Source organism: Arcicella rosea, from assembly GCF_040543805.1.
Taxonomy (GTDB): domain Bacteria; phylum Bacteroidota; class Bacteroidia; order Cytophagales; family Spirosomataceae; genus Arcicella; species Arcicella rosea.
Genome location: NZ_JBEUMS010000015.1, coordinates 1 through 20,683, shown reverse-complemented (window position 1 = coordinate 20,683; position 20,683 = coordinate 1). Strand labels below are relative to the sequence as shown.

Sequence of the window (20,683 nt, the reverse complement as noted above, 5' to 3'; positions counted from 1 at the left end):
ATGAAAATTACGATTTTAAGCACTTTTGATACTTATGGCGGAGCGTCTATCGCTGCTTCTAGGCTCAATAAAGCCTTAAATGACAATGGCTTAGAATCAAAAATGCTTGTGCAAGACCAAAAAGGGAAAGCTCCCAATGTCGAAGCAATTGCTCCAAATTGGTTCTTGAAAAAAGTAGCTCTTGCCAGATTCGCTTTCGATCGCTATCAATTTGCTTTTTATGAAAAATCCAAAGCAGTAAGATTTATCTTTTCACAAGCAAAAATAGGTATTGATATTAGTCAACATTCATTGATTAAAAAAACTGATATTATTCATTTACATTGGATAAATTTTGGATTTCTTTCACTTAATTCTCTCAAAAAACTTATTGAAACCCAAAAGCCAATTGTTTGGACTTTGCACGATATGTGGGTTTTTACGGGTGGTTGTCATTATTCAAGAGACTGTACTCATTATCAACAAAGCTGTGGAAATTGTACAGAATTTCTTAAAAATCCTTCTTCAACAGATTTGTCAAATCAAGTCTGGAAAGCTAAACAAGAAATTTTTCAAAATGCCAACATTACCATCGTTGCTTGTAGCAATTGGTTAGCAAAAAAAGCGAAGGCGAGTACTTTATTAGAAGGCAAGAAAATTGTTTCGATTCCAAATCCAATTGATACTTCATTGTTCAAACCGACCAAAAAATCAATTGCTCAACAGCACTTTCAATTAGATACCAACAAACGTTATATACTTTTTGCGGCGGCTAAGATTAGTGATGTTCGGAAAGGATTTGTCTATTTTAAAGAAGCTTTAGCGATTTTAAAAAAAAAGTATTCGGTTGATAATAAGGAGGTTGAGCTAATTATTTTCGGACAAGCGAATGCCAATGATTTTGAAAATCTTCCTTTTAAAGTAAATGTTTTAGGCAAACTTTCAGATTTATCTGAAATCGCTTTGGCGTATTCCTCCGCTTCTGTTTTTGTAGTTTCTTCTTTGGAAGATAATTTGCCGAATACCATTATGGAATCTTTGGCTTGCGCAACACCAGTTGTTGGTTTTGAAACAGGTGGCATTCCTGAAATGATTAAACATCAAAAAAATGGATATTTAGCTACTTTTAAATCTGCTGAAGAGCTGGCAAAAGGTATTTTCTGGACATTGTTTCAAGCTGATTATCAATTACTTTGTCAAAATGCCAGACAAAAAGTGATTGGAAATTATGCCGAAGAAGTAGTAGCGAAACAGTACCAAGCTTTATATGAATCATTATTATGAAATTAAGTATCATTACCATTACTTATAACGCTGAAAAATTCCTAAAAAGAACCATCGAGAGTATTTTAGCTCAATCAAACCAAGATTTTGAGTACATTATTATTGATGGAAAATCGAAAGATTCAACCTTGGAAATTGCGAAAGCTTATGGCGAAAGAGTAAACCTTTTAGTATCTGAACCAGACAAAGGTTTATACGATGCCATGAATAAAGGTTTGCGTTTGGCTAAGGGAGATTTTGTCTGGTTTATGAACGCTGGCGACGAAATTAATGATAGTGAAGTAGTGGCAAATTTTATGCAATCTTTGGCTGAAACCAATGCTGATGTGTTTTATGGAGATACTTATTTTGTAGAAGAAAACGGTACAATTCAAGGCTTACGTTCAGTAATTACGCCGCATCGTTTGCCCAAAAACCTTAAATGGCAAGATATGAATTTAGGGATGTTGGTTTGTCATCAAGCCTTTATCGCTCGTAAATCTATCGCTCCTTTTTATCTTGAAAATAACCTCAGTGCTGATATTGATTGGGAAATTGAATGTTTGAAAAGAGCGAAAAAAGTACAGTTTTTAGATACAGTAGTGGCAAAATACTTGGTTGGTGGCATTTCCAACAAACAATTAAAACGCTCCTTACTCGACCGCTATGAAGTATTGAAAAAGCATTTTGGCTTTTTCGGTGTAATCATGGCACATATACAAATTACTATTCGAGGAGTAAAGTTGATACTTAAAAAGGGCGGGAAGTATTGGTAGGCAATACCAAAAATGCCCGTGCTTCCAGCGACATGACTTCTTCTTTTTTGTAAAACAATAAGGCTCTATCTCGCAAAGCGTATTCGCTACTTAAAAAAGCATTGCACGCTTCCAGTAATGTTTTTTCTCTCCCAAATCTGTCTAAAAAAGCCTCAACGGTTTTCAACCAAAACCAAGTAAGTGTTTCGTGATAACCTCTTTCAAAGTTGATAGGTCCTCCAACAGAACTATTGAATAAAATAATTCTTTGTCGTACCAAGTGCATCGACTGCTTAAGATTATACTGACGCAAATACCAAACGCCCATCGCTAAATGCGCTTCATGTGTCCAAGCCTCAGCTGGCAAAGTACAAGTGTTGAATTTTTCTATTAAGGATTCTATTTCAGATTCGGATTGGAAAAGACGCATAGTTGTATGGCTATCAGGTTTCGGTCATCAGCTTTCAAAACTTACTTTACATAGAAGTTTTTAATATAATTGCTGATATGGTATGATATTGATAATAAAAATACTATTTTTTTGATAAATCAAAAATTAAATACCCTAAATTTTAAAAATAAAAACCCTTGCAGGCTTGCAAGGGTTTTGTAAACAGAAAGCTGATATCTGAAATCCGACTACTGATAGCCTCTTAAATTCCCAAAATCTTCTTATTCAATTCAATATCAGCACCACCGCCAGCAAAATCATCAAATACTTTAGATGTCGCTTGGATGATGTGTGAGTCAATAAATGGAGCGCCTTCTGTTGCACCTTGAACAGGGTCTTTGATAGCACATTCCCATTCTAACACTGCCCAACCATCGTAGCCGTATTGGGTTAATTTAGAGAAAATAGAACCAAAGTCAACTTGTCCATCGCCCAAAGAACGGAAACGACCAGCACGATTTACCCATGATTGATAACCGCCATAAACGCCTTGTTTCCCAGTAGGGTTAAATTCAGCATCTTTTACGTGGAACATCTTGATTCTTTCGTGATAGAAATCAATGTATTGTAAATAATCTAAACATTGCAATACAAAGTGAGATGGATCATAAAGCAGGTTAGCACGTTTGTGATTACCTACTTTTTCTAAGAACATTTCAAAAGTAACACCATCATGTAAATCTTCTCCTGGGTGAATTTCGTAGCAAAGGTCAACTCCTGAATCTTCAAAAGCATCCAAAATAGGCAACCAACGATTAGCTAATTCGGTAAAACCTTGTTCTACCAATCCAGCAGGGCGTTGAGGCCAAGGATAAACTGTATGCCACATCAAAGCACCAGAGAAAGTAGCATGAGCTTTCAAACCTAAGTTCTGAGAAGCTTTTGCTGCATACTTCAATTGTTGCACAGCCCATTCTGTACGGGCTTTTGGATTTCCTTTTACTGAATCTGGTGCAAAACCATCGAACATTACATCGTAAGCTGGGTTTACTGCAACTAATTGTCCTTGTAAGTGTGTTGAAAGTTCAGTGATTTGGATACCTTTATCCGCCAATTTACCTTTCAATTCATCGCAATAAGTTTTTGATTCGGCAGCTAATTGTAAATCAATTGCACGAGCATCCCAAGTAGGAATTTGTACTCCTTTATATCCTAAGTCAGCTACCCAAGAAGTAATTGAATCAAGGGTATTGAAAGGAGCAACGTTATCTAAAAATTGTGCTAAAAATATAGCAGGACCTTTGATTGTTTTCATGGAATAATTGTGAGTTGTGAATGAGTGAATTATGAGTCAGAACTCTTTTTTCTCAATAGTTCTCCTGTTGTTTTTCTGGATTTTGATAGAATTTTTAATATTTCATTTCCTTCTTCCATTAAACTTTTCAATTTTACTTCTTGAAAGAAATTAGCATCAATTGAATATTCCAACCAAAATATACTTTCATCAAGTTCTTCGATGACAATACTTAATTTTGAAAAAAACTCTTTGTTACTTCTAGCTCTTCTTGTAGCACGGTAATTAGCAACTGAAGATGCGGACGAACGAGCTAATTGTCGAGCAATATTTTTAGCAGATAAAGACTTTAAAAATAATTCATCACATACAGGAATACATCTGAGTCCAAAGTTTTTTATTCTTTGAAACATTCGTTCTGCAAAATCTTTTTGTGTATGACTATTTTCCATAAATCTTATGTGTAGTAAACAAAATAAGTTGTGAAATAATGAGTTAGCGCAATTTTGAAATTCACTAACTCACTAATTCACAACTCATTCACTAAACATCTAAACCTTCACCCAGCTTTGGCTTCTGTGGCTGTCGAGAATTCTTTCGCAGATTAATAATTCTCTATATCCATCAGCAAAAGTTGGATACGTTGGCTTTTCTGGTTGTTTACCAGCAGCAACGGCTGCATATACTTCTTTGAATAATTGCTTAGAAGTATCAGGGAAACCTTCGTTGTGTCCACCTGGGAATGTCATCAATGCACTTGCTTCTGGATACGCTAAAGAAGGATCACGCATTAAAGATTGGTTGTAGCCATCACGATTACCAATCCAGATTTCGTTTGGTGCTTCTGAGTTGAAAGCAAATGTTTTCTTTCCACCAGAAATCTCTAATTTCAATTGATTTTTACGTCCAGCCGAAACTTGAGAAACTGTTACCGAACCTCGATTTCCATTATCGAAACGTAATAAAACGTTAGCATGGTCTTCCGTTGTAATTGTTACATCTGCATAGTCTTCTGGTTGAAGCATTTTGCCAGAATATGTTTCTACTGGTTTCAAAGGCTTTTTACGAGTTTTGTGAATCGTATTGAAATCGGCCATTACTTCAACCGTTTTTAAGCCAGTGATATACTCGATAATGTCCATCAAGTGTGAACCAATATCAGCAATTGCACGAGAATCTCCAGATTTATCTGGTTCTAAACGCCAGTTATAATCAGTTTCATAGAATAACCAGTCTTGTAAATAAGAACCAATTACTGAATACACTTCACCTAAATCACCTTTTTCACGCATTGTTTTCATTTGGCGAACCAAAGGATAATAACGTAAATTGAAGTGAACGGCATTTACCAAACCAGTTTCAGCAGCTAAGGCTACTAATTCTTCAGCTTCGTGTAAATCTTTAGCCAATGGTTTTTCACAAACAACGTGTTTACCAGCCAATAAAGCTGCTTTTGATTGTGAATAATGTAAAAAGTTTGGAGTACAAATATGCACACAAGCAATATCTTCCATTGCCAATAACTGTTCAAACGTACATGGACGCTCGATACCTAATTGTGCAGCCTTGGCAGTCGCTAATTCAATATTTACTTCACAAAGTGCTGTTACTTCTACATTTGGAAGTCTTCTTAATGCCTCAATATGAGCAGGCCCTATAAACCCAGTTCCGACTACGCCGACTTTGATTTTTTCCATGGTTAAATAATTGTTATTTGGATAAGTATTCTTTTTTGATTGAAATTATATGGGATAATAATATTTCTCTACATTCAAATCCTTCAAATATAATTAACATTTATCAGGAATATTGAGGTTTTGTGCTGTTTGGATAGAATTTAGTCTTATTGCTTATTTTTAAACAAAGCAACATCCGACTGCATCATATCATCAACCAATCCTTTTAAATCATATTTAGGCGACCAACCCAATTTTGCTTGGCATTTTGCTGGATCCCCAATGAGCAACTCTACTTCAGTTGGACGGAAATATCTTTCATCTACAGAAACTACGACTTTGCCAATTTCTACTTGGTATTCTGGATTCTGGCAAGCTATTACTTTACCAATTTCATTGACTCCTTCTCCTTCAAATCCAATTTCTATGCCCAAATAAGCAAATGCCATTCTTACAAATTCACGAACACGAGTTGTTACACCAGTTGCAATAACAAAATCTTCAGGTACTTCTTGTTGTAAAATTAACCACATGGCTTCTACGTAGTCTTTGGCGTGTCCCCAGTCACGTTGTGCATCCAAATTTCCTAAGTATAATTGTTCTTGTTGCCCCAAAGCGATTTGAGAAACAGCACGAGTAATTTTACGGGTCACAAAAGTTTCTCCACGTAAAGGCGATTCATGATTAAATAAAATCCCATTTACAGCGAACATATTGTATGCTTCACGGTAATTAACAGTAATCCAGTAAGCGTATAATTTGGCAACAGCGTAAGGAGAACGTGGATAAAATGGAGTAGTTTCCGATTGTGGAACTTCTTGAACCAAACCATACAGTTCAGAAGTAGAAGCTTGATATATTTTAGTTTTTTTATTCAAACCCAATAAACGAACCGCCTCAAGAATTCTCAATGTACCGATACCATCAACTTGAGCAGTATATTCGGGTTCATCAAAAGAAACCTTCACGTGTGACATCGCTCCAAGATTATAAATCTCATCTGGTTGAACTTCTTGAATAATTCTGATAATATTGGTTGAATCACTCAAATCACCATAATGAAGTATAAATTTTACACCATCTTCATGTAAATCTTCATAAAGATGATCAATCCTTTGTGTATTAATTAATGAACTTCTTCGCTTGATACCATGTACTTCATAGCCTTTAGAGAGGAGTAATTCTGCTAAATATGCACCGTCTTGACCGGTGATACCTGTAATAAGAGCTTTTTTCATGTAGTCCAACCCCTGCCCAAGAGGGATTTTAATTTTGGGGGCAATTAAAAATTAAATGTGATTTTATTCAATACAAAAATACTAAACCAAAAAGCTAAAACCCAAGTTCTTACTTTATTTAACTAGTATTCCTCTTTTTATTTCTACTCTGTCGGGCAGTATCATTGCCGAAGGGAAATTTTCTTTAATCGTAACAAAGTATCTTTCAGCATCCATTCTGTTCAGAAAATCACCAATTTTTACTTTATAAATTGGTTGTTGATAGCTAAGATAAGGGTAAATTTCTGGATAAGTTTGGTAAGTATAAATCTTGGCATCATCAGCGGCTTTCCTGTCATTCCCAACATAAATCTGGATTCTGAAACCATTTGCGTAGCGAATACTTTTATTTTTAAGCGAAATCGTATCTAAAATAGCATCCAGTTTTTTGTTGATGTGCATAGGCTCTTCGGTTAAATAAGCCTTTTTTGTATTTTTTTTCGAATAATTCAGCGTATCACTTGCCTCGTTTAATTGTTTGTATTTGGGCAGATATTGCGATAAATCTTCTTCATAAATTTTATCTATTTTTTTATGAGATGATTTTGTACTGGCAGAAGTAGAAGAACCTTTGCTAGAAAGAACCTTGGGGGAACAAGCACTTAGAATTACTAAAAATATGGATAGACAAATAAAAAGAAAGCGTTGCATATAAAATTGAGTTTTTCAGATAGACTTTTGGTGGCTTGAAAAGAAGTATTCATCAAAGATACAATTTTTGACAAAAACTTGAAATATCCTTTTTCATTGTAACTTTGTTTCCGCTATTGAGCATCCTTAATTCTGATTTTTGATTTCTAAAAACCCCATGAATATTCAACAAAATATTTCTTTAAAACCCTTCAATACTTTTGGTCTGGAAGCTTCTGCACAATATTTTGTTGAAGTAAATACTGTTGAAGAACTGAAAGATATTCTCCAAAATCCTGATTTCAAGAACCTTGATAAATTGTTTTTAGGAGGCGGAAGTAATTTACTACTTACCAAGAATTACGAAGGATTAGTCATAAAAATTGCCTTAAAAGGAGTTGAAAAGGTTTTTGAAGACGAAAATTCTGTTCATGTCAAAGCTGGTGCGGGTGAAATTTGGCATCAATTTGTGATGTTTTGTGTAGAGAATCATTATGCGGGTATTGAAAATCTTTCACTCATTCCGGGTACAGTTGGTGCCGCACCCATGCAAAATATTGGTGCTTATGGCGTAGAAATCAAAGATGTTTTTCAGGAATTACAAGCCCTTAATCTGGAAACGCTTGAAATAGAAACGTTCAGTTTAACAGATTGTCAGTTTGGTTACCGTGAAAGCGTTTTTAAACATGCTTTGAAAGGAAAATATGTGATTACTTCGGTTACTTTTCATTTGAATAAAGTAGCGACTTTCAAAACCGCTTATGGTGATATTCAAAAAACATTGGCGGAAATGAATGTGACAGCACTTTCAATCAAAGCCGTAAGCGATGCAGTTATTTCAATTCGTAGAAGTAAATTACCAGACCCAGCCGAAATTGGAAATTCTGGCAGTTTTTTCAAAAATCCTGAAATTCCGATTGAACAATACAAGCAAATTTTGATAGAATATCCAACGTTACCAAGTTACCCAATCAATGAAAATACTGTAAAAGTACCGGCAGGTTGGTTAATAGAACAAGCCGGTTGGAAAGGTTTTAGAGATGGACAAATTGGCGTTCATGCTCGTCAGGCTTTGGTTTTAGTGAATTATGGTGGTGGAAATGGCAACGAAATCAAGAAACTAGCCGAAAAAGTACAGCAATCAGTACTGGATAAATTTGGTATTAAATTGACTCCAGAAGTAAATTATATATAAAACATCTCAAGAATGAACATCCCAAAATTAAAACATACCGAAACGAATAATTTCTTCTTGATGGCAGGAAGTTGTGCCATTGAAAGCCGTGATTTGGCTTTTGAAATTGCTGAAAAAATTAAAGGAATTACAGACCAATTTGGCATTCCTTATATTTTTAAAGGTTCGTATCGCAAGGCAAATCGTACTAAATTAGATTCGTTTACAGGTATTGGCGATATTACTGCTTTAGAAATTTTACAAGAAATTGGTAATCATTACGATTTACCAACAGTTACGGATATTCACGAATCGCAAGAAGCGGAAATGGCTGCGAAGTACGTTGATGTATTACAAATTCCTGCTTTTTTATGTCGTCAAACAGATTTATTGGCTGCTGCTGCTCGCACTGGTAAAGCGGTGAATATTAAAAAAGGGCAATTTATGGCTGGTGTTTCGATGAAATTTGCCGTTGAAAAAATCCTTCATGAAAATCCTTCAGCACAAGTATTTTTAACGGACCGTGGTAATTCTTTTGGCTATGGCGATTTAGTAGTGGATTATCGTAACATCCCTGAAATGCAAGCGCATGGAGTGCCTGTAGTGATGGATTGTACGCACTCTTTACAAAGACCAAACCAAACAACTGGCGTAACTGGCGGACAACCCAAAATGATTGAAACCATTGCCAAAGCAGCCATTGCAGTAGGAGCGGATGGTATTTTTATCGAAACGCACCCAAATCCTGCCATCGCAAAATCTGACGGAGCCAATATGTTGCCTTTGGATAAATTGGAAGAATTGTTAGAAAAACTGGTAAGAGTACGCCAAGCGGTGATATAATTGAGTGAGTTGTGAATGAGTGATTGTTTTTTATTGGATGTATAATTTAAAAATCAATCACTTAATCACAACTCACTCAATCACAATTACCCAAAGTCTGTTTAATAAAATCTTTTTCCCAAAAACAATGTTCAGAAAAACTTTCATTCCAACTTTTCTTGGCTTAATGATGTCTTTGTTTACGATGTCAGTTTCTGCATCGTATGCTTTTGAAAAATCTTTTCAAGAACCTGTTACAAAAGTTGCACAAAACTTCCCTGAAAAGTTTGAAACAGCTTCTAAAAACAGCTATGCAATTGATGTCGTGAGTACTTCTTCGGGAGAATGGACATTTGATAATGCAATGATTGGAGGTTCTGATAACGACTCCAAAAATGGAGAAAAGTCAGTCAGGATGAAAGAAAAAGGGAAACTGACGATGAATTTTGATATTCCGACGGGAATTCAGCAAGTAAAACTGAAGTACGGAATTTATCAAACGGATGAAGAAAGTAGCTTTGAGCTTTGGGTTTCAACCAACGCTGGAAAGACTTGGATGAAAATGGGAAAAGCGATAAAAGCGACGAATAAAAAACTAAAAATAGCAACGTTTGAAGTAATTACTAAAAAGCCAAGTAGAATAGAAATCAGAAAAACCGATGGTACAGAAAACCGCTTGAATATTGATGATATTAGCATTGCTACTTATTCAAACACTGTTAAATCGCCCAATACTTCTGCTACTGTTCAAGAACCGATAGTTTTGATTTCAAAACCTACACGGGATGATAATTTAGCTTTAGGAAATCCTTCAAAAGCGATTTCAAGTACTTCTTCGCCGAATAATTTTTTGATGATAAAAACATCCTATTCGCTTTCTTATAATAAAAGTAAAAACATTGCAAATTGGGTTTCTTGGCATTTGAGTAAAGCTTGGAAAGGTGATGCGGCTCGTCAAAATAACTTTCGTCCCGATAATACTTTACCAGAAGGATGGTACCAAGTTACACCAAGAGATTACTCTGATGCGGGTTTCGACAGAGGGCATTTATGTCCTTCGGATGATAGAGATGGCAATCCAGAAGAAAACCAAGAGACTTTTTTCATGACCAACATGGTGCCACAAGCTCCTGACAACAACCGAGGGATTTGGAAGCATTTAGAAGAATATACAAGAACATTACTCGACCAAGGAAATGAATTATACATTTTGGCGGGAACGCTTGGGCAAGGTGGAACTGGTTCTAACGGCACGACCAAAACAATTGGGAAAAACAATAATATTGTAGTGCCAGCTTCTATTTGGAAAGTAATTGTAGTATTGCCAGTTGGGGAATATGACGCTGTGAGAGTTAACACAACAACGAGAGTAATTGCAGTAAATATGCCCAATTTGAATTCAGTAGGAGCGGAAGATTGGAAAAAATATAGAATATCAGTAGATGAATTAGAACGCTTGACGGGTTATGATTTTTTGTCAAACGTACCTACAAATATTCAGAAAGTAATTGAAAATGTTGTTGATAAGGAGTAATTATACCTGATGATTTACCTTATTTTCATTTTTGAAATCAATATGTCAAAACCTGTCGCTTTGAACTCAAAGCTCATTGCTATTTAACAAAATAATTTAAGTTTTTTTAAGAATTTTTCAGGGGAAAACTATTTTAAATTGTCGTGATTTTGACAATTTAAAAATTAATTTTGCGTTTGAATATAATTGATGAAAATGAGATTTCATTTTTGCCCTTGTCCTATGAAACGATTTATACATTTAACCATCATCTTATGCGCTACATCTTTGGGTGTAAGGGCTCAATCTGATAGTCTCAAATTTATTACGATTTCTCCCACAGGTTCAATCAAAAATATTGACTGGTTAGAGAAAAATACGGTTGGTCAGTTTGGTATTGATTTTAAACTTCAACCCAGTAAAAAAGTAAATATTACACTTGGTTCAGCACTCTTCAAAACAATCGGAGCAAGTGTTTTAACGCCATCAAATCCAGCTGCTTTCTATTCAAGTTATGATAAATTTGGTAGTCATACAGGTTTTGTATCAACTGCTCCCAAAACTACTTATAGTGGAGGTTTTATCAATGCAGATGTTGGAATTCCTTTTAAATTAAGGGATAGTTCAAACATAAGTATTGAACCATTTTTGGGTTTAGAAGGGAAAATTTGGCAACGGACTACCGATTATGGAACAGAAGGTAGCCCTTTATTAGTAGAAGAAAAGTACAAATTCTTATCTCCATCTTTTGGTGCAAAGTTGAATTATTCAACGAAGTCTAAAGTAAAACTTACTTTAAGAATTTCAGGAAGCTACCCGATTGTTTCTAAATTGAAATTAGACGAAAAAAATCTTAATTTGCCCAATGCTGAATTAGACTTAAAACGACAGTTATCTCCTGCTGTTGAAATTGGTGCAAAAATCAAAAAACTAACCATCAAACTCCGTTACGAAAGAATCAATTTTGGTTCATCTGATTCTTTAAGAGGTTTTGCAACACCATCTTCAAGAGCCAATGTATCGGGTGTATCTGTTAGTTATGATTTCTAGCTGTAAGCTTTGAGCAATGAGCTTTTTTAAGACAGACCCATAGATTATAATAAAACTCAAAGCTAAACGCTCATAGCTCATAGCTCATAGCTCATAGCTGACTGCTCACAGCTAATTCTGTGTTCCCTGCTTAATCGCTTCATAATCCGTTTTCAAACGACCCATTTCTCTGGCAATAAAGGTTTGTAATTGCGTATTGAATGTTTTTTTATCTTCTTCATTCAATGAAGCGTAAAAATCTTTTAATTCTTGATTGATGGCTGCACGTTCTTCTGCCGAAGCAGCATTGATTGAACGCATGTGATATTGTTTGAAATTGAAATCCATGATTTTTATTTGGGAATTGGGATGGTGGATTTTGGATTGATTATGCCAATCAAAAGCCCTTATATTTTTTGGAATGACAAATTTACTACTAAAAATGAAACAAGGTATTTTCATTTCTTTGGTAATTTCTGAAATAGCAAAAATACTTCTCGAATCACTTCCAATTCAAAAGAAAAAATAGAAGCACTCTCTTCAAAGCTTAATGCTGAAAAATTTTGTTGTAAATTGCAGGCTAATTCTAACTTGTTCAAAATTTAGAATTATCAATAACAGATAACATGTGCTAAAGCACATAAAATTTCCCATCAAATTTTGGGCTTCTTGAAATGAAAACTAAAACATTACGTAAGAATAAAGTAAACATCGTAACGCTGGGTTGTAGTAAAAACTTGGTGGATTCGGAAGTAATTTACACGCAATTGAAAGGCAATGGCATGAATGTTACACACGAATCTAAAAAGGATGATGCAAACGTTGTGATTGTAAATACTTGTGGATTTATTGATAATGCCAAGCAAGAATCTATTGATACAATTTTGAGGTATGTTGATGCCAAAGAATCGGGTATTATTGATAAATTGTATGTTACGGGTTGTTTGTCGCACCGATATAAAGATGAATTAGAGGCAGAAATTCCAGCAGTTGATGCTTTTTTTGGCACAAACGAATTGCCTCGTTTGCTAAAAACGCTAAAAGCAGACTACAAACACGAATTAATTGGCGAACGTTTATTGACCACGCCAACGCATTATGCTTATTTGAAAATTGCGGAAGGTTGCGATCGTCCATGTTCTTTCTGTGCAATTCCTTTGATGCGTGGCGGACACGTTTCTCGTTCTATTGAAGATTTAGTAGTTGAAGCAAAATCCTTGGTAAAACGTGGTACAAAAGAATTGATTTTGATTGCCCAAGATTTAACGTATTACGGATTAGACATTTATAAAAAACGTAATCTTTCAGAATTGTTAGAGCAATTTGCTGACATTGAAGGACTTGATTGGATTCGTTTGCAATACGCTTATCCAGCAGGGTTTCCGATGGATGTTTTAGACACAATGGCGAAATATCCAAACATTTGTAAGTACTTGGATATGCCTTTACAAAGTGGTTCTACAGAAGTATTGAAAAGAATGCGTCGTGGAATTACTCGTGAAAAAACCGAAGATTTAATCAATGCCATTCGTGATAAAGTACCTGAAATTGCTTTAAGAACAACTTTAATTTCGGGTCATCCTGGAGAAACCGAAGCAGATTTTGAAGAAACGTATCAGTTTGTTGAAAAAATGCGTTTCGACCGTTTGGGTGTTTTTACTTATTCGCATGAAGACGATACGCATTCACATTCATTTGAAGATGATGTTCCTGCAGAAGTAAAACAAGAACGTGCCGACGAAATCATGGCTTTACAACAAGATATTTCAATGGAATTGAACCAGAACAGAATCGGAAATACTTACAAAGTATTATTCGACAGAAAAGAAGGAGGATACTTTATTGGAAGAACACAATTTGATTCACCAGAAGTAGATAACGAAGTATTAGTTCCTGCTACACAATATGTACGTTTGGGTGATTTTGCAAATGTAAAAGTAAATCGTGCAGAGGAGTTTGATTTGTACGGGGAAGTGGTTGCTTAATTTGAAAATTTGAGGATTTGAAAATTATATATTTGAAAATTTGGAGATTTGAAAATTTGAAAATGTTGTAAAGTATAAATGTGAGATTTCTTTAATCTTCCTTCGTACTTATAATTTTCAAATCTTCAAATCCTCAAATTTTCAAATCAAATATTATCCTACCAAGTTACGGTAGTCTTCTCTTGATTTTAAGATAATTTGGTGAGCTACTTCTGCACCGTAAACCTCATCAATATCAACAGCTACTTTTTCTTCTCCAGGAATATTTTTGTAAGTCAAGAAGTAGTGGACCAAACGGTCGATGATAGGTTTTGGACATTGCGAAATGTCTGTCCAGCCACCGTACATTGAATCGCCTTTCAATACTGCGATGATTTTATCATCTGCTTCTCCTTTATCAATCATTCTAATTCCACCGATTGGAATCGCCTGACAGATAATATCACCATGAGTAATAGTACGTTCAGAGAGAACCAAAATATCCAATGGGTCACCGTCACCTTTTTCGATTTCTTTTCCAGATTGCTCACGAGCAAACTGAGCCGTGATTTCTCCACAATAAGTTTGAGGAAGAAAACCGTAAAGAGCAGGAACGATGTTAGAGAATTTTTGAGGACGGTCGATTTTCAAATAACCAGTCTCTTTGTCGATTTCGTATTTTACAGTATCAGTCGATACAATCTCGATGAAAGCTGTTACGATTTTGGGCATTTCATCTCCAATTTGGATGCCATGCCATGGATGGGCTTTATAAAAGTTTCTTTGCATACTAATTGGTTGGTAGTGGATGGATGGTGGTGTGTGAGGAATACCTGTTTTAATCACTTTCTCAACCGGTTTTTTTACTCTTGATGTTTTTTTCATACCACGCTCGAATCGGCACTTACTACTCTTTTGAAATTTTGTAATATTTGTTCTTGTAAAACTTCAACAGGCTCTGTTAAATAGGTTGAAGCATGGGCAAATATAGTCGAAATAAAGCAATTTTTGTCGTCTGTTTCTAAAAATAACTGCTGAATTGGGATAGTTAAAATGTTTTTACTCGCATTGGATTCGGAATTCAATAAAGCGCTTCCTAAGGAAAGATAAAACTGATGATTTACCAATTGCCGACAAATCTGAGCATTGTTATTAAAACCGTGCACAATCATTGGAATGCTTGGTTTTAACTTTTTTTTCAACATAATCAATTCTGAAAATGCCTTTACACAATGGATAATCACTGGTTTTTGTAAAGTTTCTGCCAAACGAATTTGTCTAATAAATACTTCTTCTTGAAAACTCATATCCAAATCTATCAATCTATCCAAGCCACATTCGCCAATGGCTAAAACATTTGGTTGGCGAGCTAATTCTTCTAATTGGACAAAATCCTCATCAATATTTTCAGGCTTTATATACCAAGGATGTAAACCTACCGAAAATTTCCCCACAGCTATATCCATCCAACCCGAAGCGGTTTGAGCATTAATAATACTCAAAATATCTTTTTCTGTGGAAGTTTGATGTGTGTGAATGTTGAGATAGATGGGCATTGGAGATTAGTTTAAAGCTTTTATTTAATGATTTTATAAATTAAAACTCATTCTCAAAACAAATATACTCCTTTCAAGATTTATAAAGTACTCAAATGTCCTATCAAAATAAGTGATCAATATCTTGTGGTTTAAACGTGACCTTCGTTTGAGAGATAACGAAGCATTGAAAGAAGCATTGGCGGGTAAAAAACCGCTTTTGATGCTTTATTGTTTTGAACCTTCTGTGATGCAAGATGCCCATTATTCAGCCAGACATTGGCAAATTGTTTGGGAAGCTTTACGGGATTTGAACAAACAATTACAAAGTATTCATCCGCAACTTTCTATTAAAATTATTCATGGAGAAATACTTCCTTACTTGGAAACTTTGCACAAAAAAGAAACGATTCATAAAATCTTTTCACACCAAGAAACAGGGCTTAAAATTACTTATGACCGAGACAAAGCCGTAAGTGCTTTCTGTAAACAAGAGCAAATTACTTGGCTGGAATTTCAGAACAATGGCGTAGTGAGAGGCAAACACAATCGTGAAAACTGGGTAAAAGAATGGCATCAATATATGAGTAAGCCATTGGCAGAAGCTGATTTCAATAACATAGAATCAAATTTGAAATTACCAGAAGATTTGCCCATTCAAGCAATTAACAATCCTGCAATACTTTTCAAAGACTATACTTTCAATAAAGCACAACAACCTGGAGGAGAAAGTTTTGCTTATCGCTACCTTAATTCTTTTCTGAACGAAAGAGTAAAAAATTATGCAAAATCGCTCTCAAAACCTTTGGCTTCTCGCAAAGGCTGTAGTCGGCTTTCGCCTTATATTGCTTGGGGCTGTATCAGTATTCGACAAATTTATCAAGCTCAAACAAAGGCTTCAAAGGCAAATCCAACACTCAAGTGGCAGTTGGATAATTTTGGTTCAAGATTACGTTGGCATTGTCATTTTATCCAAAAGTTTGAAATGGAAGAACGAATGGAGTTTGAAAATCTCAATCGTGGCTACGATTCGTTACTGATTGCTGAAAATGATGATTTTTTTAAGGCTTGGGCTGAAGGCAGAACTGGTTTTCCATTGGTAGATGCTTGTATGCGTTGTTTAATTGAAACAGGTTATCTTAATTTTAGGATGCGTGCTATGTTGGTTTCGGTACTTACTCATCAACTTTTTCAGCATTGGAAAGAAGGAGCGTTACATTTGGCAAGATTGTTTTTAGACTTCGAGCCGGGCATTCATTATCCACAAATCCAGATGCAAGCGGGTGTTACAGGCATTAATACGGTTCGGATGTATAATCCTATCAAACAATCTCAAGAACATGACCCCGAAGGTATTTTTATCAAACAATGGCTTCCAGAATTAAAGAATTGTCCTTTGGCATACATCCACGAACCTTGGAAAATGACGAACTTGGAACAAGATTTTTACGGTTTTCATCTCAATGTGGATTATCCTTTGCCACTTATCAATTTTGAAGAAAACACCAAAATCGCCAAAGAACGAATATGGGGACACCGCAAAACAGATGAAGTAAAAGCCTCAAAAAAGCAAATTTTAGAAAAACATACCATTCCGAACAAGGAAGCCTTACAACGAAGAAAGAAAAAATAAACCTTTTCTGTAACTTTGTGGAAAGATTTGCGAAAGTCAATCACATACATAACCAATCGGCGATGTTTTGCCGAATTCAGAAAATACAGAAAATGATTTATCCTATAGTTGCCTACGGTGATTCCGTTCTAAGAAAAGTTGCCGTTGATATAGAAAAAGGCTCAATTGATGTTAAGAAATTATCAGAAGATATGTTTGAAACCATGTACAATGCTTCTGGTGTAGGTTTGGCTGCTCCGCAAATTGGCATGGCTATCAGAATGTTTGTGGTGGACGGTCGCCCGTTTAATGAAGGTGAAGATTTAGACGAACGAGACAAAGACCCTTCTTTAGTAGATTTCAAAAAAGTATTTATTAATGCTGAAATTTTGGAAGAAGATGGCGACGAATGGGCTTTTGAAGAAGGCTGTTTGTCGATTCCAAATATCCGTGAAGATGTTTATCGTCCTGAATATGTAAAAATCAAGTACGTAGATGTTGATTTCAAGGAACATATTGAAGAGTACGAGGGTTTGGCAGCACGCATTATTCAACACGAGTACGACCATATAGATGGAATTCTTTTCACCGACCATTTAAGTCCTGTGAAAAAGAGAATGTTGAAAAACAAGCTTGCTAATATTACTAAAGGAAATATCAAGGTAGATTATAAAATGAAGTTTCCGAAGTAATTGTTTACAGTCCTTTCCATAAAAAAGCACTTGATTAGCTAATCAAGTGCTTTTTTATGGAAACTGTTTAAACTTTTGTGATTTTCCAATTAGCTGGCGAATTAATTCGCCAGCTAATTGGAAAATAAATTGAGGAAGCTGAAGGATACAAGCATAAGTTTTAATGCTTGTAATAACTATCTTATGATGAGTCTGACCTTATTTTAAACAACCTCTTACTCTTTCGTCCCTTGTACTTTTGAACCTGTTTTTTTCTCTAATCCAGGTTGGAAAATCTCGAAGTTTTCTTTTTTCTTCGCATCAGCTACAATTTTACGGACGTCTTCTAATAATTTTTTTGCATCATAAATTACACCATCTTTTATCGTGTATTTTACACCGCCGACACGTATTACTTCGTTGTTTTCTGTTAATCTGATTGCGCCCGTTCCGTAAAGATTTTTTAGATTTTTTAACGGATTTTCTTCTAAAATCACCATATCTGCTAATTTCCCTACTTCAATACTGCCAATTTTATCTGCCATTCCTAAAGCTTCAGCACCTTTTAAGCTGGCCGCACGAATTACTTCTAAAGGATGAAAACCTGCTTCACGCAATAATTCTAATTCACGGATGTAAGCAAAACCATATAACTGAAAAATAAAGCCTGAATCTGAACCCGCCGTTACTCTGCCTCCTCTATTTTTATATTCATTGATAAATGCCATCCAAAGTTTATAATTTTCTTTCCATTGCACTTCTTGCTCAGTTCCCCATTCTTGCCAATACGAACCATGAGAAACTCTCGAAGGCTGATAAAAACGCCATAATTGTGGCATGGTGTATTCTTCATGCCATTCTGAGCGACGAGCTAACATTAACTCACGATTGGCTTCATAAATATTAAAAGTTGGGTCGATGGTGAAATCCAATTTCAACAATTCATCCATTACTTCATTCCAACGTTTTGAACCCGGTTTGGCAGCTTGTTTCCACAATTTCCCTGCTTCTTCAAAACGATTTTGCTCGTTGCTATAATTATAATCGGCTGGATAATCCTGAATCGTTTGGTTTTCAAAAAGTGCTTCTGGCAAACCATACCAATGTTCCATTGAAGTAAGTCCCGCTCTAGCAGAATTCAACACATTCCAACGAGCCACATCTACTTGTGCATGATGATAAGCTGAACGTAAACCCAATTCTTTATTTCTTTTAATAGCTGTTTCGATTACTTCTGGTCTTGCACCAAAAAATTTAATACCATCAGCTCCCTTTTTAGCATTTTCTTCTACCCAAGCTTTTGCTTGTTCTGCGGTTGAAATAGTTTCTTTTGCACCCATTCCAAATGCTGTATAAGCTAAGATTCTTGGTGCAGTAATTTCATTTTTTAATGATTTTGCTTTTTGTTCTAAAACCCAATCCAATCCATTTCCTGCCGATGGGTCACGAATGGTGGTGATACCATGTCCAAGCCATAATTTATAGACATATTCTGCGGGTGTTCCTTGCGATTTTCCACCAATATGTCCGTGCATATCTACAAAACCGGGCAACATATACATGCCTGTGCAATCTAATTCTTTATCGCCTGGGTTGAGTTTTGGGCGACTTTTGGGGTCAATCGGAACGCCTGGATAACCTACTACTTTTATTTCTACAATTTTATTTTTCTCGACAACTATATCACAAGGTCCTTGCATCGGCGAACCTGTTCCGTTGACTAGATTTACTCCTCTGATAATCATGCGGTTGAATTGTCCTTCGCCTTCAGCTCGTGGAGGTGCTTTTTCAATTTGTGCGATGGATGTTAGAGAAAAGATTAATAAACAACAAGTAAGGAAACTTGATAAATGTTTTTTCATGGTTTGAATGTTTGATGAATGTTGATAATTTAGATTAGTAAGTACCTAAAACGATACCACGTTTATTCTTTTTCTAAGATACGGAATTTATCTAAAATGTGTAAATTGAATCTCATTTCAATCTTTGAAATTTCTATTGTATGAATCACTTCATCAGAAATAATTTTTTAGCCATTTGTGTCACGCTAGCGGTCGTTTTTGCTTTTGCAAAAGGTGCAACCGTTTATCAACAAGAACCAGCCAAAACTGTACTTCCTTCCTTGGCAATGCCGACGGCTTCAGACAAAACTTTTGCCAATTATTGGTACAAAGGCAAAGCCGAAATCAGTAGTTATACTTTAGAAAAAGACCGTTACGGACAAATTTGCCCGGGAGAAGCTGTGTTAGTTTTTGTTACCGAAGATTTCAGAACGGATAAACAAGTAAAACTAGAATCTGATAATAAAGAAGCCGCTACCAATGTATTAAAAGTAAATTTTATCGAAAAGTTCCTGACTGGAATTTATGATTATTCTGTGATGACTTCTGTGTTTTCGCCAGTTGATACTAAAGCTTTTCCTCATGCTTTAAAAGTAGCTACTTCTGTACAAGAATGGTGCGGAATGGCTTATTTACAATTGAATAATCGAGACAGAGCTTATCAAATAGAAGGGAAAAGCTATTTTGAGAAAGAAGTACAAGAAGATATAGCATTAGAAAGAGTGCTTTTAGAAGATGAAATTTGGAATAAAATTCGTCTTAATCCTGAAAGTTTACCAACGGGTGAAATTAAAATTATTCCAAGTTTTACTTATTGTCGATTGAGACATCAATTGCCCGCAGTACTTCAAGCTAATGCAAGCTTAAAAGATTATACAGGAACAGATTTTAGCGAGAAAAAACTGAAAGTATTTAGTCTTGATTATCCTGAAAAGAAGCGTTCTGTAGAAATTATTTTTCAAGAAGCATTTCCGTATAAAATTATGGGTTGGACAGAGACAAACATTAGCAAAGGAAAATCTTTAATGAGCAAAGCTACTTTAAAGAAAACAATCATGACTGACTATTGGACAAAACACAACGTAACAGATTTACCTTTAAGAGATAGTTTGGATTTGAAATATGGGTTGAAGTAAGCCACTAATGGCATGACTGATAGGATGGGGAGTGTTCATTAAACTGTGTCATTTGATTTATTGAGTTAGGGGGCTAGCCCCCTAACTCAATAAATCAACTTGTGAAATTCTGTCTTCAAAT

At 35.4% G+C, this 20,683-nt stretch carries 20 protein-coding genes; 10 read left to right on the top strand and 10 right to left on the bottom strand.

Features of this window, described 5'->3' with window-relative positions; translation table 11 throughout:
- Positions 1-1,263: a glycosyltransferase gene (locus ABID42_RS18030; protein WP_367284869.1), complete on the top strand. Its 1,263-nt coding sequence runs from the start codon at positions 1-3 to the stop codon at positions 1,261-1,263.
- Positions 1,260-2,018: a glycosyltransferase family 2 protein gene (locus ABID42_RS18025; protein WP_367284868.1), complete on the top strand. Its 759-nt coding sequence runs from the start codon at positions 1,260-1,262 to the stop codon at positions 2,016-2,018. Before ABID42_RS18030 ends, ABID42_RS18025 begins: the two co-directional genes overlap by 4 nt.
- On the opposite strand, the gene ABID42_RS18020 is transcribed toward ABID42_RS18025, so the two are convergent.
- The 6 genes from ABID42_RS18020 to ABID42_RS17995 form a co-directional block, all read right to left on the bottom strand.
- Positions 1,993-2,427 (bottom strand): hypothetical protein, encoded by a 435-nt coding sequence (locus ABID42_RS18020; RefSeq protein WP_367284867.1) that lies wholly within the window; start codon positions 2,425-2,427, stop codon positions 1,993-1,995. The two genes, ABID42_RS18025 and ABID42_RS18020, sit on opposite strands and share 26 nt — an antisense overlap.
- A gap of 223 nt (positions 2,428-2,650) precedes the next feature.
- Positions 2,651-3,703 carry a sugar phosphate isomerase/epimerase family protein gene (locus ABID42_RS18015; protein ID WP_367284866.1) on the bottom strand — a complete coding sequence of 351 codons (1,053 nt, stop codon included), beginning with the start codon at positions 3,701-3,703 and terminating at the stop codon, positions 2,651-2,653.
- A 29-nt stretch (positions 3,704-3,732) separates the two neighbouring features.
- Positions 3,733-4,134, bottom strand: coding sequence for a four helix bundle protein (locus tag ABID42_RS18010; RefSeq protein ID WP_367284865.1), 402 nt, complete (start codon positions 4,132-4,134; stop codon positions 3,733-3,735).
- A gap of 99 nt (positions 4,135-4,233) precedes the next feature.
- Positions 4,234-5,379 carry a Gfo/Idh/MocA family protein gene (locus ABID42_RS18005; protein ID WP_367284864.1) on the bottom strand — a complete coding sequence of 382 codons (1,146 nt, stop codon included), beginning with the start codon at positions 5,377-5,379 and terminating at the stop codon, positions 4,234-4,236.
- 146 nt (positions 5,380-5,525) lie between these two features.
- Complete coding sequence (gmd, locus tag ABID42_RS18000; RefSeq protein WP_367284863.1) at positions 5,526-6,596, bottom strand: GDP-mannose 4,6-dehydratase; 1,071 nt, start codon at positions 6,594-6,596, stop codon at positions 5,526-5,528.
- 114 nt (positions 6,597-6,710) lie between these two features.
- A complete protein-coding gene (locus tag ABID42_RS17995) occupies positions 6,711-7,286 on the bottom strand; it encodes an SPOR domain-containing protein (protein ID WP_367284862.1) in 576 nt (191 codons plus the stop codon).
- Between the two features lie 157 nt (positions 7,287-7,443).
- On the opposite strand from ABID42_RS17995, the gene murB reads away from it, so the two are divergent.
- From murB to ABID42_RS17975, 4 genes are all read left to right on the top strand, one after another.
- Complete coding sequence (gene murB / locus ABID42_RS17990; RefSeq protein WP_367284861.1) at positions 7,444-8,460, top strand: UDP-N-acetylmuramate dehydrogenase; 1,017 nt, start codon at positions 7,444-7,446, stop codon at positions 8,458-8,460.
- Between the two features lie 12 nt (positions 8,461-8,472).
- The gene (gene kdsA / locus ABID42_RS17985; RefSeq protein WP_323256336.1) at positions 8,473-9,282 is read left to right on the top strand and encodes a 3-deoxy-8-phosphooctulonate synthase; all 810 of its coding nucleotides are present in this window, start codon (positions 8,473-8,475) and stop codon (positions 9,280-9,282) included.
- A gap of 127 nt (positions 9,283-9,409) precedes the next feature.
- A complete protein-coding gene (locus ABID42_RS17980) occupies positions 9,410-10,795 on the top strand; it encodes a DNA/RNA non-specific endonuclease (RefSeq protein ID WP_367284860.1) in 1,386 nt (461 codons plus the stop codon).
- Between the two features lie 222 nt (positions 10,796-11,017).
- The gene (locus ABID42_RS17975; RefSeq protein WP_367284859.1) at positions 11,018-11,824 is read left to right on the top strand and encodes a hypothetical protein; all 807 of its coding nucleotides are present in this window, start codon (positions 11,018-11,020) and stop codon (positions 11,822-11,824) included.
- Positions 11,825-11,935: 111 nt separating this feature from the next.
- Here ABID42_RS17975 and ABID42_RS17970 read toward each other — a convergent pair whose 3' ends face one another.
- On the bottom strand, positions 11,936-12,151 hold the full coding sequence (locus tag ABID42_RS17970) for a hypothetical protein (RefSeq protein ID WP_309912624.1): 216 nt from the start codon (positions 12,149-12,151) through the stop codon (positions 11,936-11,938).
- A gap of 326 nt (positions 12,152-12,477) precedes the next feature.
- On the opposite strand from ABID42_RS17970, the gene rimO reads away from it, so the two are divergent.
- Positions 12,478-13,788: a 30S ribosomal protein S12 methylthiotransferase RimO gene (rimO, locus tag ABID42_RS17965; RefSeq protein WP_367284858.1), complete on the top strand. Its 1,311-nt coding sequence runs from the start codon at positions 12,478-12,480 to the stop codon at positions 13,786-13,788.
- A gap of 153 nt (positions 13,789-13,941) precedes the next feature.
- Here rimO and ABID42_RS17960 read toward each other — a convergent pair whose 3' ends face one another.
- Both ABID42_RS17960 and ABID42_RS17955 read right to left on the bottom strand, forming a co-directional pair.
- Entirely contained in the window at positions 13,942-14,556 is a 615-nt protein-coding gene (locus ABID42_RS17960; RefSeq protein ID WP_323256769.1) for an inorganic pyrophosphatase, read from the bottom strand.
- A 92-nt stretch (positions 14,557-14,648) separates the two neighbouring features.
- Entirely contained in the window at positions 14,649-15,323 is a 675-nt protein-coding gene (locus tag ABID42_RS17955) for a TatD family hydrolase (protein ID WP_367284857.1), read from the bottom strand.
- 112 nt (positions 15,324-15,435) lie between these two features.
- On the opposite strand from ABID42_RS17955, the gene ABID42_RS17950 reads away from it, so the two are divergent.
- Together ABID42_RS17950 and def are read left to right on the top strand one after the other, a co-directional pair.
- Entirely contained in the window at positions 15,436-16,935 is a 1,500-nt protein-coding gene (locus ABID42_RS17950; protein WP_367284856.1) for a cryptochrome/deoxyribodipyrimidine photo-lyase family protein, read from the top strand.
- A gap of 92 nt (positions 16,936-17,027) precedes the next feature.
- Positions 17,028-17,606 (top strand): peptide deformylase, encoded by a 579-nt coding sequence (gene def, locus ABID42_RS17945; protein WP_323256324.1) that lies wholly within the window; start codon positions 17,028-17,030, stop codon positions 17,604-17,606.
- 215 nt (positions 17,607-17,821) lie between these two features.
- Here the strand turns inward: def and ABID42_RS17940 are convergent, their stop codons facing one another.
- The gene (locus ABID42_RS17940; RefSeq protein ID WP_367284855.1) at positions 17,822-19,447 is read right to left on the bottom strand and encodes an amidohydrolase family protein; all 1,626 of its coding nucleotides are present in this window, start codon (positions 19,445-19,447) and stop codon (positions 17,822-17,824) included.
- Between the two features lie 140 nt (positions 19,448-19,587).
- On the opposite strand from ABID42_RS17940, the gene ABID42_RS17935 reads away from it, so the two are divergent.
- Positions 19,588-20,562 (top strand): hypothetical protein, encoded by a 975-nt coding sequence (locus ABID42_RS17935; protein WP_367284854.1) that lies wholly within the window; start codon positions 19,588-19,590, stop codon positions 20,560-20,562.
- The last annotated feature ends 121 nt before the right edge of the window (positions 20,563-20,683 follow it).

Excerpts from the sequence above, each read along its gene's own strand:
- def (WP_323256324.1), top strand. The coding sequence starts at position 17,028 with ATGATTTATCCTATAGTTGCCTACGGTGATTCCGTTCTAAGAAAAGTT.
- ABID42_RS17935 (WP_367284854.1), top strand. The coding sequence starts at position 19,588 with ATGAATCACTTCATCAGAAATAATTTTTTAGCCATTTGTGTCACGCTA.
- ABID42_RS17960 (WP_323256769.1), bottom strand. The coding sequence starts at position 14,556 with ATGCAAAGAAACTTTTATAAAGCCCATCCATGGCATGGCATCCAAATT.
- ABID42_RS18030 (WP_367284869.1), top strand. The coding sequence starts at position 1 with ATGAAAATTACGATTTTAAGCACTTTTGATACTTATGGCGGAGCGTCT.
- ABID42_RS17955 (WP_367284857.1), bottom strand. The coding sequence starts at position 15,323 with ATGCCCATCTATCTCAACATTCACACACATCAAACTTCCACAGAAAAA.
- ABID42_RS17975 (WP_367284859.1), top strand. The coding sequence starts at position 11,018 with ATGAAACGATTTATACATTTAACCATCATCTTATGCGCTACATCTTTG.
- ABID42_RS17980 (WP_367284860.1), top strand. The coding sequence starts at position 9,410 with ATGTTCAGAAAAACTTTCATTCCAACTTTTCTTGGCTTAATGATGTCT.
- ABID42_RS17940 (WP_367284855.1), bottom strand. The coding sequence starts at position 19,447 with ATGAAAAAACATTTATCAAGTTTCCTTACTTGTTGTTTATTAATCTTT.
- rimO (WP_367284858.1), top strand. The coding sequence starts at position 12,478 with ATGAAAACTAAAACATTACGTAAGAATAAAGTAAACATCGTAACGCTG.
- ABID42_RS18005 (WP_367284864.1), bottom strand. The coding sequence starts at position 5,379 with ATGGAAAAAATCAAAGTCGGCGTAGTCGGAACTGGGTTTATAGGGCCT.
- gmd (WP_367284863.1), bottom strand. The coding sequence starts at position 6,596 with ATGAAAAAAGCTCTTATTACAGGTATCACCGGTCAAGACGGTGCATAT.
- murB (WP_367284861.1), top strand. The coding sequence starts at position 7,444 with ATGAATATTCAACAAAATATTTCTTTAAAACCCTTCAATACTTTTGGT.
- kdsA (WP_323256336.1), top strand. The coding sequence starts at position 8,473 with ATGAACATCCCAAAATTAAAACATACCGAAACGAATAATTTCTTCTTG.
- ABID42_RS17970 (WP_309912624.1), bottom strand. The coding sequence starts at position 12,151 with ATGGATTTCAATTTCAAACAATATCACATGCGTTCAATCAATGCTGCT.
- ABID42_RS18015 (WP_367284866.1), bottom strand. The coding sequence starts at position 3,703 with ATGAAAACAATCAAAGGTCCTGCTATATTTTTAGCACAATTTTTAGAT.
- ABID42_RS18010 (WP_367284865.1), bottom strand. The coding sequence starts at position 4,134 with ATGGAAAATAGTCATACACAAAAAGATTTTGCAGAACGAATGTTTCAA.
- ABID42_RS18020 (WP_367284867.1), bottom strand. The coding sequence starts at position 2,427 with ATGCGTCTTTTCCAATCCGAATCTGAAATAGAATCCTTAATAGAAAAA.
- ABID42_RS17995 (WP_367284862.1), bottom strand. The coding sequence starts at position 7,286 with ATGCAACGCTTTCTTTTTATTTGTCTATCCATATTTTTAGTAATTCTA.
- ABID42_RS18025 (WP_367284868.1), top strand. The coding sequence starts at position 1,260 with ATGAAATTAAGTATCATTACCATTACTTATAACGCTGAAAAATTCCTA.